General features: G+C 41.2%; 12 protein-coding genes. 6 read left to right on the top strand and 6 right to left on the bottom strand.

The window, feature by feature from the left end:
* The first annotated feature begins 157 nt into the window (after positions 1-157).
* The 3 genes from J5X91_RS08780 to J5X91_RS08770 all read left to right on the top strand — a co-directional run bounded on the left by J5X91_RS08780 (position 158) and on the right by J5X91_RS08770 (position 2,296).
* Complete coding sequence (locus J5X91_RS08780; protein ID WP_244363800.1) at positions 158-391, top strand: hypothetical protein; 234 nt, start codon at positions 158-160, stop codon at positions 389-391.
* Positions 392-600: 209 nt separating this feature from the next.
* The gene (locus J5X91_RS08775; RefSeq protein WP_231617972.1) at positions 601-924 is read left to right on the top strand and encodes a helix-turn-helix transcriptional regulator; all 324 of its coding nucleotides are present in this window, start codon (positions 601-603) and stop codon (positions 922-924) included.
* Positions 908-2,296, top strand: a complete 1,389-nt coding sequence (locus tag J5X91_RS08770; protein ID WP_208834434.1) for a HipA domain-containing protein — start codon at positions 908-910, stop codon at positions 2,294-2,296. Before J5X91_RS08775 ends, J5X91_RS08770 begins: the two co-directional genes overlap by 17 nt.
* A 230-nt stretch (positions 2,297-2,526) precedes the next feature.
* Here the strand turns inward: J5X91_RS08770 and J5X91_RS08765 are convergent, their stop codons facing one another.
* The 3 genes from J5X91_RS08765 to J5X91_RS08755 all read right to left on the bottom strand — a co-directional run bounded on the left by J5X91_RS08765 (position 2,527) and on the right by J5X91_RS08755 (position 5,381).
* Positions 2,527-3,507: an SEC-C domain-containing protein gene (locus J5X91_RS08765; RefSeq protein ID WP_208834433.1), complete on the bottom strand. Its 981-nt coding sequence runs from the start codon at positions 3,505-3,507 to the stop codon at positions 2,527-2,529.
* A 390-nt stretch (positions 3,508-3,897) separates the two neighbouring features.
* Entirely contained in the window at positions 3,898-4,848 is a 951-nt protein-coding gene (locus J5X91_RS08760; RefSeq protein ID WP_208834432.1) for a glutathione S-transferase family protein, read from the bottom strand.
* Positions 4,849-4,925: 77 nt separating this feature from the next.
* Entirely contained in the window at positions 4,926-5,381 is a 456-nt protein-coding gene (locus tag J5X91_RS08755) for a DoxX family protein (protein WP_058374694.1), read from the bottom strand.
* A 142-nt stretch (positions 5,382-5,523) separates the two neighbouring features.
* Between J5X91_RS08755 and J5X91_RS08750 the strand changes: the two genes are divergently transcribed.
* Entirely contained in the window at positions 5,524-6,411 is an 888-nt protein-coding gene (locus J5X91_RS08750) for a LysR substrate-binding domain-containing protein (RefSeq protein ID WP_208834431.1), read from the top strand.
* A 67-nt stretch (positions 6,412-6,478) separates the two neighbouring features.
* On the opposite strand, the gene J5X91_RS08745 is transcribed toward J5X91_RS08750, so the two are convergent.
* The gene (locus tag J5X91_RS08745) at positions 6,479-8,206 is read right to left on the bottom strand and encodes a potassium/proton antiporter (RefSeq protein WP_011329746.1); all 1,728 of its coding nucleotides are present in this window, start codon (positions 8,204-8,206) and stop codon (positions 6,479-6,481) included.
* Positions 8,207-8,793: 587 nt separating this feature from the next.
* Between J5X91_RS08745 and gshA the strand changes: the two genes are divergently transcribed.
* Entirely contained in the window at positions 8,794-10,311 is a 1,518-nt protein-coding gene (gene gshA / locus J5X91_RS08740; protein WP_208834430.1) for a glutamate--cysteine ligase, read from the top strand.
* Between the two features lie 282 nt (positions 10,312-10,593).
* Here the strand turns inward: gshA and J5X91_RS08735 are convergent, their stop codons facing one another.
* Both J5X91_RS08735 and dgt read right to left on the bottom strand, forming a co-directional pair.
* On the bottom strand, positions 10,594-12,132 hold the full coding sequence (locus J5X91_RS08735; RefSeq protein ID WP_208834429.1) for a cell surface protein: 1,539 nt from the start codon (positions 12,130-12,132) through the stop codon (positions 10,594-10,596).
* A 69-nt stretch (positions 12,133-12,201) separates the two neighbouring features.
* Positions 12,202-13,668 (bottom strand): dGTPase, encoded by a 1,467-nt coding sequence (dgt, locus tag J5X91_RS08730; RefSeq protein WP_179807744.1) that lies wholly within the window; start codon positions 13,666-13,668, stop codon positions 12,202-12,204.
* Between the two features lie 334 nt (positions 13,669-14,002).
* On the opposite strand from dgt, the gene J5X91_RS08725 reads away from it, so the two are divergent.
* Positions 14,003-15,223 (top strand): ectonucleotide pyrophosphatase/phosphodiesterase, encoded by a 1,221-nt coding sequence (locus J5X91_RS08725; protein ID WP_208834428.1) that lies wholly within the window; start codon positions 14,003-14,005, stop codon positions 15,221-15,223.
* The last annotated feature ends 106 nt before the right edge of the window (positions 15,224-15,329 follow it).

Here is a 15,329-nt window from a genome sequence, read left to right as displayed (position 1 = left end):
TGCAAGCCTAGCCCTTGAGTTATTATTCAAAAATCAGCTGCCTGATATATTCATTTCAGATGAGGCTGAATAGTTACAATTTGAGAATAACCATTTAGCATTTCCCTCTTGGTTTGAAAGTAAGCCGTTAGAGCAAGCCCAAAATCAAGCAAATTGGGTGAATAAATGGCTTTATGAATCAACCGGTTTTAATACGCTAGTTTTACCTGTTTTGTGCTTCCCTGGTTGGTTTGTAGAGCTAAAGCAGCGTCCAATATTTCCAATTGTTTCGCACAAGCAGGTAGTGAAAACGATTCTTTCCATGCGACAAGTATCTTTAAATCAAGAGCAGCAACGTGCTATTTGTTACCAGGTAGTTCAACGTTCACTGCATGGAAGTAAAGCAGTTTAAAAGCTGCGCTTTTCGCGTCAGCAAGCTCAACGCCTACGGTAATCTATACTTTACTTAAGGGTCTAAAACTAATTCAAATGAGTCATAAGTAAACTTTAGGTTACCTATGGTTTCCTGCCTGATTAATTACAACTAAAAGTAAATTTAATTTGACTTTTAATAGCTGTATTCTAATATAAAGCATATAAGTAAACTGTAGTTGACCTTTAATGAGTAACCCCCCTGAAAAAAAAACACTTGGAAGAGTGGTTAAACACACTGAAATGCCTGATCTATCAAAGTCATTTTCGTCAGTGTTACTCGCTGAAGCGATTACTTCAAAGCGAACAGGCATGAAGCTTACGCTAGTTGATGTATCGCAAGCACTAAACATTTCGAAGCCTACGCTGATAAAAATAGAAAAAGGTGATGTTAATGTGCAGTTTTTTAATGTGCTTAAAGTGATGGAGTACTTGGGATTGTCGTTTAGCCTTGTTAGTGATGACGCGTCGCACCACAATAATAAAGAGGTGAACGATGAGCAGTGGTATTAAACAAAATAGGTTAGACGTGTTTATTGGTCATACGCAGAAGATAGGTGCGATAACTCTTGATATAGGCTCTGAAAATGAAATTTTATTTAGCTATGAGCCTGAGTGGATTAATAAGGGTTTTGCTATTTCACCACATTTACCGCTCAACGGTGACTTTAATTCTCGTGCTGTGCGTAATTACTTACAAAATTTATTGCCGGAGGGTAAGGGCCTTGAAGAAATTATTAGTAGTACGACTATTTCTAAAAACAATACGTTTGGTTTAATTAAAGTTATTGGCGAGGAAACGTCAGGCGCTTTGTCGTTTAGAGTAAGTGACAATACTGCAAAACAAACATCTTTTCGTGAAGTAACTAAAGATGAGTTAAGTCAAAAGCTTAAACGCTTTAAACAGGCTGGTGAATCAATCACCCTTTGGGATGGACGAACTCGGCTATCTGTTGCTGGCGTTCAAGATAAGCTCAATTTACTCGAAATCGATGGTAAATTGGGTTTTGGTGAAGGGGAGTTATGTTCCAATAAAATTTTTAAATTTGAAACAGGCACAGCTCCTTTCATTGCCGTAAATGAACTCTTTACTATGTTGTTGGCAAAGGAGTCGGGACTTAATGTTCCCCATGTAGAGTTGCGTACGTATGGCGATACTCGGGTATTTGTAATCGATCGCTTTGATAGGCGTGTTGCACAGGATCAAAACTATGTATTACGTCGTCATGTTATTGATGGTTGCCAAGCCACTAATCTACCTCCTTCGTATAAATATGAGCGTCAACATGGCGATGAGGGTGATGGTATTTATATTCGAGATGGTGTTTCTTTTCCTACACTGTTTAATATTAAAACAACGAATGTGCAGGCGTATCAGGCGGAGCTTATTCGTTGGATGACATTTAATATTTTAGTGCGTAATTACGATGCTCACGGTAAGAATATCAGTTTTTTTGTTGGTAAAAATGGTTTGGAACTTACGCCGTTTTACGACTTGGTAAATATAGAGGCTATTATTGAGCAAGCAGATATTGGCCGTGATAAGGGTAGCCCGCTAACTAGTATTTCAAGGCATTATGCGATGTCGGTTGGTGAGTATAATTCACAAAGCGCAGGCAACTTTACTAATGAAATCACCGCTTATATGTTAGCTGATTTTGCTGATGAATTTGCTATTTCGCTACCCCGCATGCAACTACTTATGAGCCAAACAGTTGAGTCTGTATTAAAGGCTATTGATGCGGCTAAAGTTGCTGCTGTTAAAAATAAGCTATCTGCTACAGAGTTAGCACACATTGATTTATGTATAAAAGTAATAAATAAAGCAGCAAATGAGCTGAATGCTCAGATAATACAATTACCAAATATGGATGCGTTTATTTGAGTTGATTTTAGTTAATACTTGAATTCAAGAAGAGTGAAAGTTTACTACTTGTGTAATAGCCGCTTAGTTGCCGTCGCCAATGCGACATATATCTCAAATTTGCAATTAAAAGCCTAGGCGCGAGGTAAGCCCCCGCCTACAATTTAAAGGTTTCGGGCTTAGCGCAATGAGGCAATTAGTTATACTATTCGCCTCATTGTGTGAGGCGAATAATAATTGTATGTGTGGTACTAAATTGCAAACTGAAAGGTTTGCGTTAGCAATGGCTGTATATTGGCATTTTCCCTACGCTTTGGATCGATGCTAACAAATCCCCAAAATTCTAAAAAGCGATTGATGAATCGAGATTCAATCAGCCTGCCTAATAGCTCACTCGGACTTGAGTATTGAGACGCTGGAGCGTGACTAAGTAACGCTGGGAATGCGGTAATGACTTCGTCAATTAGTTGCTCGACCGAGGTATGTTTTTGTAGTCGCCACAGCATAAATAGCCAAAATGCGCGCAGATCCACGCTATCGGTAAAGCTGTCGAAGTAACGCCAATTGTATTGCATGATGGCGGCTTCGAGCATAGGGAGGTAAAAAGCATTAATCCCCTGGGTTTGATACAGCTTTTGCGCCGATTTTTTAATATGAAAATGGCCACTTTTATAGTAAATAATACCGGCAACATCAGCCAAAGTACGCGTGTAGTGTAGGGCGTTAAACTTATCTTCGTTACTGCCTGCAAATTCACTAATACTGATATGGGTAGGGTATTTAGAAACAGCAAAGTTAGGTAGTAGCTCAGAGGCTTGTTTGACTAATTTAGCAGGTAAATTGCCTTTAGCCGTTGCTTTAATTGAGCCGCCTTGTTGCATGGCTTCAGTAAAAATTAATGCTAAATAGCTCATCACTGGGCTACTTGATAAATCTGCTGGAGTATTAAAAGTAACTTTTGTTAATTCATTGAACGGGGCATAGAGCCAATTAGATATTTGCGTTGGGCAAAGCCCGCAAAAATCACTATCGGCTTGGTTGTTTCGCGCAGCTATTGTTTGTTCTGCGACAAGGTTTAGCTCATCTAAACTTAACTCTGGATTCATGGCTAAAGTTTGCGTTATGTCATCAAATATTTGTGCATGCTGTTTAGTAGATGCAGTGTTCATACAACAATGTTTGTGCTTTTTGCCACTGCCACATGGGCAGGGATCATTTCGTCCTAGTTTCATTTATTAGCTCGTTCTGCGCAATATGGGTTTAGTGTTACATCATTATATTTGTTAGTAAATAAAAGCTACGAGCAGAGGACTAACTGGAAACTGACCGTGGATTGTTTTTTCTCTAAAGTGCAGCGCTTCATACCCTTTTTGTGAATAGGCTTTTAATATAAAATGCGCGGCATAAAGCCTCGCCTACAACAATTTGCACAAAGAGAATAAAATGAGGAGTAAATGAGTAGACAGAAAACACATCGTTTTTGGCGTTGTTATTTCTCTAAAAGCACAGCGCTTCACCTCCTCTTTGTGAATAAATGGGCTTAAATACTTGTGCACAAAGAGCAGGCAATGAGGGTGAATGAGTAGCGCTAGGGTTGATAGCGCCCACAGCTAGCAAATTTATTAATATTGGCGGTCGCGATTGTGCGGTTGCTCAAATTGTGTTTTAGGCCCTAGCGGTACTACGCCGGTGGGGTTGATGGTTTTGTGGCTAGCGTAGTAGTGTATTTTGGTGTATTCCAAGTCAATGGTGTCTTTAATACCCGGTACTTGGTACAGCTCAGTGACATAGTTATATAGGTTAGGGTATTCGCTAATTTTTTGCTGATTACACTTAAAGTGGCCATGATACACAGCGTCAAAACGTACTAAAGTAGTAAATAAGCGCCAGTCGGCCTCGGTAATTTGCTCACCAACTAAGTAGCGCTGTGTAGCTAGGCGTTGCTCTAACCAGTCTAGGCTTTCGAATAATGCATGGTAAGCGCTGTTATAAGCACTTTGCGTGGTGGCAAAGCCTGCTTTATATACGCCGTTATTTACTGTGTTGTAAATGCGCTCGTTTACGCTGTCGATTTCTGCTCGCAGTGCTTGCGGATAGTAGTCGTCGGTATTGCCGGTTAGCTCGTTAAACGCGGTATTTAAAATGCGCATGATGTTCGATGATTCGTTATTAACTATAGTATGGGTTTTTTTATCCCATAAAATAGGAATAGTGGCGCGGCCTTCGTAATTGGCATCGGCTTTTAAATACAATTGGTAGGCGTAATTTAGGTTATAAAGCGGATCGCCGTGCTCACCAAATTCCCAGCCATTTTCGAGCATTTCGGGCTTTACTACGCTAAGTGTAATTACGTTTTCGAGTTGCTTTAATTTACGCATTATCATGGTGCGGTGTGCCCATGGGCAAGCTAGCGACACATATAAATGGTAACGTCCCGCTTCGGGTTTAAATTGGCTATCGGCGGCGTTTGAAATTTGTTGGGTAAAGCGGCTTGCTTGGCGCTCAAACTTACCACCCGATTTTTTTGTGTCGTACCATTGGTCAACCCATTTTCCGTCTACGATTAATCCCATTATTAACTCCTTAATGTGCTGTAAATGCATAAACACACACCGCATAGCTATGCGGTGTGTGTTTTAAATAACTAATATTACGCTTTGTTTAAGTTACGGTTAATTACGTTATCAAGTGAGAATTTACCGCCACCTTGGATAACTAAAGCCAGTGTGATTGCTAATAGCGCTAGGCCAAATTCGTAACCGTTGTTGCTCATAAATAAGCCGTTATCAATGTGAGTGGTAAATATAGCCACAACCATAGTAATAGCCAGTACAAAGCTAGCAGGTCTTGTTAGTAGACCAACAATTAAAAATAAGCCACCAAAAAATTCTGCACTACCTGCCATTAAGGCCATTAAAAACCCTGGTGCTAGGCCAATTGATTCCATCCATTGTCCTGTGCCTTCTAAGCCATAACCACCAAACCATGCAAATAATTTTTGTGCACCGTGAGCGGCAAAAATAATACCTGCAATAACGCGCAGTGGTACTGCAGCCAGTGATTGTTCAGTTTTAGTGATAACGTTAGCAATATTTTTAATAGTCATAATTTTTGCCCTTATTGATGTTAAGTAAGTATGTTTAATTGAGTATGTAGCCATTGTAGTTGTTGTTATGTAATTAAATAACGCCTATTATTTGCCTTATATGTTCAAATAATTTGAACAGTTGTTGTTTGGATGAAAAACCATGAGTACACCTCCTATTAGTATTGAAGCGTTACTAGTGCTTGACGCTATTGAGCATCGTGGCAGTTATGCGGCAGCCGCAGAGCAATTAAATAAAGTACCTTCGGCGCTATCCTACATAGTACAAAAACTAGAAGAGCAATTAAACGTTACTTTGTTTCAGCGTCAGGGGCGTCGTGCTGTGTTGACTCCTGCGGGCAAACATTTACTGACCGAGGGGCGCAAGTTGCTTACGGCGATTAATTCATTGTCGGAGCAAACACAAACAATTGCGAACGGCTGGGAGCCAAAAATTCGTATTGCTTTGGATTCTATTATTGATATAAAACCGATATTTACCAGTATAGAGCAGTTTTTAGTAGAGCATAAAAATATTGAAATAGATGTACAAGAACAGGTAATGAACGGTAGCTGGGAAGTGCTGATTGAAGACAAAGTTGATTTAGTTATTGGCGCGCCGTCGCCAGTGCCGAATCAAAAAGGCATTCGCGCGGTTAAAATAGACGAGTATCAAAGCGTACTTGTAGTAAATAGCACGCATCCGTTAGCAACGCAGCAGCAACCTCTTGATATGAGTAGCCTTGCTCAGTACCGCAGTGTGATAGTACACGACTCTGCAGAGCAAGAGATTCCATGGTCGGCAAATATAATAGAGGGCACCCAGCGCTTTTTTGTTAGCTCTGTTGCGCAAAAAATTGCGGCTATTATTGCAGGTATAGGTATTGGTTATTTACCCAAACGTTTAATTGAGCAGTATATAGTGTCGGGTCAGTTAGTGGAGGTAAAGCTAACCGAGCAACGGCCTTGCCAGGACCTATATATAGCCTGGAAAATAACTAATAAAGGTAAAGGGTTGCAACGACTTACCTCACTGTTACTACAACCTTAACGTTGCGCTTTTAAAGCTAACAGCTGTATTAAATGTAATTTACTACTTAAAAGCCATGGTAAGCTCTTTATTCTTCTAGGCTTTCATCTAGGGTAATTATAATACCAACGGTAATAATACGGTCGCCAACCATTTCACAAATAGTGAGTTTTACGTCATCAAGTTCAATAAAGTCATCTACCTTAGGTAAGCTGTTTAGCGAGGTTTTTAGTACTTGCTCTAGCGTATCGTTTGGTTCAGCAGCAATATGAATATCGTAAGAATAGGCTATGCTGGCTACGCTGGTATTGCCTTTAACTCTTAGCTCTTTAGCCGAAAGCTCGGTAATATCTTGATCAATCGTGCTTGAAAAAACACAGTCAACAAACTCGCGGGTATGCGGTTTTAGTACCATAAATAGCTGATCATCTGCCTGTAATAGTGTAGAGCCGCGCGGGGCAATAATATTATTATTACGGCTGATCATTGCCATTACTGTGCTATCGGGTAGTGCTAGTTGCGATAAACGACGGCCAACAGCGCGTGACATTTTGCCTATGGTGTATTCAACAATATCGGCATCAACATCGCCTAAAGCAGTGATCTCTAACGTGGCTGCGGGAGTCACTGGCGGTGGTAAAGTAAGCTTTAGTTTGCGGGCCATTAAAGCAAGCGTTGAGCCTTGTAGTGTGGCTGAAATTAACACCACAAAAAATACCACGTTAAATATGAGTTCGGCGCCAGGCAGGCCAAACATAAGAGGAAATATTGCTAAAATAATAGGGACTGAGCCGCGCAGGCCAACCCAAGACACTAAGGTGATTTCACGCGCTTTAAAACCAAATAGCGCTAACACCGGAATAACCGCCAAAGGGCGAGCAATAAATATAAGCACTAATGCAATGATCAGTCCCTCAAACCACACATCTAATAATGAGGTTGGGTTTATTAATAAGCCCAACACCACGAACATGGTAATTTGACCTAACCAAGCTAACCCGTCGTGGAATAAAAACGTACTGCGCTGAAACACAAAGCGGCTGTTGCCAATAACCACACCAGTAATAAATACCGCTAAAAACCCGCTACCACCAATGTTTGCGGTAATACCAAATGAGAGTAAACCACAAGCAGCAACCAATACCGGATACAAACCGGTAGCAACTAATTGAATTTTATTAATTAATTTAACAGAGATCCAACCCACGGCTAAGCCGACTAATGCGCCTAAGCCCATTTGTGATACAAACATGAGTAATAGGCCTGTGCCTAGCTTCATGTCGTTTACCAGAACTTCTAGTAAGCCTACGGTTAAAAATATTGCCATGGGGTCGTTTGAGGCACTTTCTATTTCGAGGGTGGCTTTTAGTTTGGTGTTTAAATGAATACCGGCATTACGCAGTAGCGCAAATACGGCCGCGGCATCGGTTGAGCCTACAATAGCGCCAAACAATAAGCCTTGTAGCAAAGGAATATCAAGCATGTATGCGGCAGCAACCCCAGTTACTGCGCTGGTAATAAGTACCCCAAGGGTGGCCAATACGGAGGCGGGTTTCCAGACTTTTTTTATCGCTTTTAAGGGCGTTTGTAAACCGCCATCAAATAATATCATTGCTAATGCGAGCGTACCTAAAGAGTGCGCCGCTGCTGCATTGTCAAAAAATATGCCTCCGGGGCCATCTTCACCAGCGAGCATACCGACCATTAAAAACATTACCAGTACGGGCAAACCGAGACGAGCTGATAATTTACTGGATACAATACCCAGTAAAATTAATACCGCGGCTAACAATATTATTTGATCAATCAAAAACATATATTATTCTCATTTATAGCTAAGGGCTGGGTTAGGTCGTTATTGTAAATTATGCACTAGAGCATGGGATAGTAGTTACTCTGCTGCTAAGTATGAACTGGTTTTCATTTTTTAATAGGTAAAATAATAAGCGATAATAAACATGGGTTTGTTTACACAAAAATGTTTTAGCTTTTGATATTGTAGCATTATTCTCATTAAATAGGGAGGGCCAGCGTTATAAATAGCAGGTATTAGTAATCTGCTAAAAACTTGCCAAGCTCGGTGTTAAAGGGCCATTTTTAGATGTCATTTTAGCTCGCGCTTTAGGTTTAATATTTACAGTGAGAGTTTTGGTTCAACTTAGCCGCTTTAGTTTTTAACCTTTTAGATTGCTTTTTAAATTTGCACTTCGCCTTTGGCACTATTACCACTTAGTAAAAGTCATTTACACAATGAGGGGATTATTTATTAATGCATAAGAAATATAATGCTCTACTTATTTTTACTAGCACAGTAATCGTATGCCTAGGTTAAGGCGCGAAAGCAGCACAAGTAAAAAGGATCAGGGAAACTTCCTGATTAACTGAATTATTACAGAGGTTTTTATGACGTTATCCCTAACTCCACGCCTAACACAGTTAGCCAATGCTGATTTGATCCAACCATTGGCGCATATTAAAAGGGGTATCGAAAAGGAAGCTTTACGAGTAACTACAGATGGTTTGTTGGCACAAAACCCTCATCCTTATAATTTAGGCTCGGCGCTAACTCATCCTCATATCACTACAGATTACTCAGAGTCGTTATTGGAGTTTATTACCCCAGCAGTTGAAAGTATTGATGACACACTCGACTTTTTACAACAATTGCACCGTTATACTGCCACTGAACTAACCGCGCAAAATATATGGCCAGCAAGTATGCCGTGTGCGCTTCAAGGTAATGATAGTGTGCCTATTGCTCAATATGGTAGCTCGGTGCAAGGACAAATGAAGCACACTTATCGTCGTGGGCTAGATATGCGCTACGGGCGTATTATGCAAAGTATTGCGGGTATTCATTTTAATTTTTCATTACCGGATAGCTTTTGGCAGGGGTATCAAACTCTACAGGGTAACCAAGACTCGCTTGCTGATTTTCGTTCTGCTCAGTATTTTGCGCTGATCCGTAACTTTCGTCGCTATGGTTGGTTATTGCTTTATTTATTTGGTGCATCTCCTGCGTTAAGCCGCTCGTTTGTTGATGGCCGCGCGCATCAGTTAGCCAGTTTGGGCAGCGATACGCTTTATATGCCTTATGCAACTTCGTTGCGAATGAGTGGTTTTGGCTATCAAAACGATGCCCAATCGAGTTTAAATGTAAGTACCAATAACTTAGCTGAATATAGCCGCGATTTAACACAAGCGCTTCACACGCCACATGCACCTTATACGCGTATAGGGGTTGAGGTAAATGGTGAAAAACGTCAGCTAAACGATAATATTTTACAAATTGAAAACGAATACTACAGCGATATTCGCCCTAAACGTGTTACTCACGCGGGTGAAACACCACTGCAGGCTATGAACGATCGCGGGGTTGAATACATAGAAGTACGTAATCTCGATATTAACCCCATGTTGGCGCTAGGTATTGATGACACTCAAATTCGCTTTTTAGATACATTTTTACTGTTTTGCTTATTACAAGATAGCCCAGAAATTGGCGAGCAAGAACAACAGCGCTTGGCACGCAATCATACCCGTGTGACCGAGCAGGGGCGATGCCCTGATTTACTGCTAGAAACTGCTAATGGTGAGCTTAGTCGCAGTGCTTGGAGCGAACAGCTATTTGCAGAGCTAGATGCTATAGCAGAGTTACTTGATCAAGCTGGTAGCGGCTACAGTGAGGCGATACAACACTACAAGCCATTATTACAACAGCCAGAGCTAACTCCGTCGGGGCTTATGTTGACGCAGCTTGTCGCTAATAATCAGGATCACAGTGATTGGGTAGGGCAGCGCGCCACTGAGCTCACTGCACAATGGAAAAAAATGCCACTGAGCGCAGCACAAAGCGATTACTTTAAACAGCTTGTAAGCTCATCACACGCAGAGCAGCAAAAGTTAGAGGGTAAGGTTTAGCAAAAGAGCAGCTTTTAGGTGTCGGGCTTTAGCTTTTAGATAGATGATACGACCCCGATAAAGTAAACCGCACTAGGGTCGTATCAAGGTCAATACGCCCTATCAAGCTTGGTACTTGGATTTACTTGTAGGTGCGATTTTATATCGCACTTTTTACAATTAAGCCTCAACCCCTGGCCGAAATTAATAAACCACAACAATAAAAGTAAACCCCAAATGAGCCAATACACTTTTTGAAATTTATATTGGCACTTAACTTACCAATGTATAAAACCTTTAACTCTATTCTTTAGTTTGCATATTTTTAGCACGCTGCTCGGCTTCGATCAGGGCTTGAGATTTAGGTTCACGTTTTTTCTCTGCTATTTTAGGTTTTACCGATGAATTAGGATCCCAGCTATCATCCAGCGATAGGTTAGCAAATGGGTTGCTGTTGTCTATTTGCACATTTTGCTCTTTAGGCTCAGCTACTGGTTCTGGCTGTTGGTTTGTATCTGCTTTTATTACAGGCTTTGCTTTACTACCTGGTAGCGGTGCATCGGGATCGAAAGTACGTACTTCGGGCTCTTTAAATTCGTGCTCGGTATTAAATGAAGTTGCTTGCTCTGTGGTGCTGTTTACAGGGGGGTGTATATTCGTTGTTGGTTGCTGCGCAATAATTGGCTCTGGGCTGATATTGGCGGGCTCAATTGCATTTTGAGCTGGCGTTTGATCATTAATTGCTGCTGGCGCTTGTTGAGTAACCTGTTGTTGGCGCTGCTTTTTAGTAGGCAGTGGTGCATCGGGATCGAACATGCGTACTTCTGGCTCGGCAAAGTCGCTGGCATTTTTTATTCGCTCTAAGGTGTTTTTAGCCGCGGCTTCAAACTCTGCGGTATTGGGCTCTGCTTTTGTTTTAGCTTTGGGTTTTTCATTACTAAATGTTGTATTTGTTGTTTTAGCTACGGTTTCTGGCTCGCTAGTACTTGCTTGTGGTTTTGCCAGCGCGGCATCAATTTGCTGCATAGAAACAGATTCTGCCGCAATTTGTGCTGTTGTCGTATTTTGCGTATTTACGGTGCTAGGGCTTGGCTTAGCTGCCGATTTAACTGCTGGTTTAACTACTGATTTAGGAGCGGGTGTGGTAACAGCTGGGCTCGTTGGCAGTACTGTTGCCACCTCAGAATTACTTTGTTTAGAGCGGCGCATACGTACTAAAACCATTACCCCAATAAGTACTATTAGCAATAATAATAAGCTAGGTAGCAGTAGTGAGGCGGCGCTTCCGGTGTTTGGTTTTGATACTGGCGTAGGTTTTATATTTGCCGGTTTTTGCGCAGCTGCGATGGGCTCTGCGCTTATTTCTGTAGCGTTTGCCTGTGTACTTTCAGCCACAGGATTTTTTATATCAGTGCTTTTTACATCCGAGCTTTTAATATTGGCAATAGGCTCATCAGTTGTTACTTGGCTTGTTTGACTAGGGGTTGCTTGTAACTCGGTATTAATACTCGCGGTATTGTCTGCCTCAGAGTGTGTTTTTAAAGGCTCAACAATAGGCGCTTTAACCGACTCAGTAATAGGCTCGGGCAGTGCCTTCTGCGGCTCTGGATCATTAACAATAGCATGTGGCTTAGGTTTTGGCTGAGTTGGTGTTACTACCGGCTTATTGCAATTTTTATTATAGTCGCGCGCGGCATTGCGGTAGCTGCGGCCCGTTTTGTTATTACTGTGCTGCTGCATTTCTTGTTTTATAAGTATGCACATAGCTTGGTTATAGGCTGCGCTATTAAAGCTATAAAATAGGGCAACACAAAGGGTCAGGCGTGTGAGTATTTTTATCATAAAGTTCAGTAGCGCTTAAGCATCAATAGTTTGATTTTAAGCGCTAATTTAAAATATATCTACTGTGGGCTACTCAATTACCATTAGGCTGCGATATTCGTCGTAGGCAAATTGATCGGTCATGCCGCTTATATAATCTTGAATTAACCGACAGCGGTAATAAAACTCATAGGCGGTAAAGTGATCAGGCTCTTCTTGCATTGCATCTATGGCGTGCTGATAGCTGTTTAAGTGCTTTTTAGAAAGCTTTTTAACCAGTCGCGATTCTATTAATAAGCGTGAATCGCCATTGAGCGCTCGTTTAAAATCGTCACTGCTTAATAATAGCAGTGGTTTGTAACAATCGAGCAGGCCGTTAATAATGCGGTAGCCTTGTAGTTCGAGTTTTTCTACTTCTTTGTTTGAAAATACATATTCAAGCGCCACTTGTTTAAGGGTTATGGTGAGTGCGTGTAAATAGCTGCGATCCTCAAGTAGTGCTTGGTTAAAATCGCCATGATAAATGGGTTCTATGTGTTTAATAAAGCGTTTAGCCGCATGATTAACTAACGGATGCAGCAGCGCTACGCGTAAGTATATAAAAAATTCACTATTAAAATTATAAGGTTGTGCGTTGGCACGCTCAAGTGCGTAGTCTACGGCTTTATTTACAAAGTCTTGATGTTGGCTGTCGTCGATAGTGAGGTTTATAAGTACTTTTGTATAATGACTTTTAAGCTTTTGGCATAATAGTTCGGTGCTTATTATGTCTTTTTCTACGGCGTCTTCTATATCGGCTAGGCAATAGGAAATATCATCGGCAGCTTCCATAATATAACTTGCGGGGTGGCGGCAATACGGCTGAATTTCAAGCGCAGTTTGCAGTGCCTCTACAAATTTTTTTTCGCTGTAGTAGTAACCGACCTTTTTCATTAAATAGTTTTTGTTTTGTGGTATCTCTTTTTTGTCGAGCCCTGCAGGGCGGGTATATTTTAAAATACCGGCACTTTGGCTGTAGGTTAAATTAAGTAATTGTAATGAGTGAATAATACGTATGCCTTGGGCATTGCCTTCAAAGCTGCAAATGTCGTGTGCTAGGCTTTTAAAAACAACCCCAATACCAGAGTTAGGCTGTTTACAGCGCTCGGGGGTTACACTTGCTAAATTATTATTAAACCAATGGTTTATGGCGGCTTCACCAAAGTGACCAAACGGCGGATTGCCTATATCGTGCATTAGGCAGGCCATTTCAACTAGGCTTTCTAACGGCCGCTCTAGCTCGGTGAGTCCGTAGTCTTGCAGCTGCTGATAACTTAGTGATGCAAAAATACGTTGTACTATAAAGCGCCCTACTTGTTGTACTTCTAACGAGTGAGTAAGGCGAGAACGTACCGCGGCGTTGCGCTCTAGTGGAAACACTTGGGTTTTTTGTTGTAGGCGACGAATAGCGGCGCTGTTTATAATTCGGCCCCGATCGCTCTCTAGTGCCATTTGTAAGTTAGCGGTAGTGCGATACATACGTGCGGGGGTTATTTTTTTACTAAAATCGATCATCATCTTGTCCTTTTTTAAGCTGATGACAGGCATAGTTTTAGCGCATCGTCATATGTTTTTCATTAATTTGGTTTAATCTATCAGTTTGTATCTTAAATTAATATATTGCTTTAAGATCGAATTACAAAGCAGGTTTTTAGATGTCAGGTAAAGGTTAGCCAAGTGCGGTGATTGTAAGTAGGCGGGAGTTTACCTCGCGCTGTTACTTTGTAGGCGCATAGCTTGCTGGCGCGAAAAGCGTAGCTTTTAATTTTTAGCGCTTTGGTAGAGATGAGCCAAACGCGCTCATTTACACACATATTTTATAAATAAACGTTATGTTAAACAGGGTATTAAAATGAAACAGTGGATTGTAAAGGCAATATCGGTTTGCCTTTTATTAGGGATGAGTAATGCGTTTGCCGCAAAAGAGCAAACGGTAGTACTTATATCAATTGATGGTATGCGCTGGGATTATATAGAAAAACATGGTGCGCCTAATTTAAAAGCAATGGGTGATCGCGGTGTAAGAGCGCAAAAGTTGATTCCGGTTTATCCTACCAAAACGTTTCCTAACCATCTTTCAATTATTACCGGCTTACTCCCTGTTAATCATGGCATTGTTGACAATAGATTTTGTGATAAAGCCCGTAATAACGAATGCTATAGCATGGGCAAAGGCTTTACCGATAGTACTTGGGTTAGCGGTACGCCGTTGTGGAACTTGGCTAAAATGCAGGGACTTAAATCGGCAGTTTATTTTTGGCCTGAGTCGGATGCGCGTTTTAACGGCATGACCCCTGACTACTATTTCCATTACTCGCAGCATAGTGACTATCAAGACCGGGTTGATCAAATAGTGCAGTGGTTAAGTTTACCTAAAGCGCAGCGCCCACGTTTTGTTGCAGGTTATTTTTCATTGGTAGATAGCATGGGGCATAAATATGGGCCCGATGCGATGCAAACGCGCGATGCAGTTAAACAACTCGATGAGTTAATGGGGCAATTACAAGCGCGTTTAAGCAAATTAGATCAAGAAGTAAACTTAGTGATAGTGTCGGATCATGGTATGGCGCAGCTTGATCCAGCTAAAAGTATATTAGTTAGTAGTTTACCTAAAGATGACAACTTTTTAGTAAAAAATACCGGCCCGCGGTTACTTATTTATACAAAACCTGAGGCAGTTAATGCCGATATTGAGGGCTATAAAGCGCGTTTACAACAAGCAGCTAAAGGACGTTATACGGTATTAACGGCTGAGCAGTTAGCGGGCTATCATTATAATAAAGGCACCCGTGTAGGCGATATTGTAGTGCAAACAACGGCACCAGCAATATTTGCTAGTTCAGAAAAAGCAGGCCCTATAGGCACCCACGGTTATGCTTATACCGATGATATGGCAGCAACCTTTTTAGCTGTTGGCCCTGCGTTTAAAAAGGGTATGAGTATTGAGCAAGTTAATAACTTAGATATTTATCCGGTATTGGCAAAAATAATGGGGCTAAAGTTACTTAGTAAAACCGACGGCGACGGTAAAAGCTTAATGCCCGCTGTGCAGCGAAAAATGATAGTGCATTAATCTGTAGTCTAAAAAATAACAGCTTAGGCTGTAAACTACATAATACCTAAGCGGCTAATTAGCCGCTTTTTTATGCCTGTAAACTGACATGACTATTTTTCACTCA

Source organism: Pseudoalteromonas sp. K222D, from assembly GCF_017653575.1.
Lineage (GTDB): Bacteria > Pseudomonadota > Gammaproteobacteria > Enterobacterales > Alteromonadaceae > Pseudoalteromonas > Pseudoalteromonas nigrifaciens.
The sequence above is the reverse complement of the archived record's forward strand: the minus strand, read 5'-3'. Positions and strand labels throughout refer to the sequence as shown.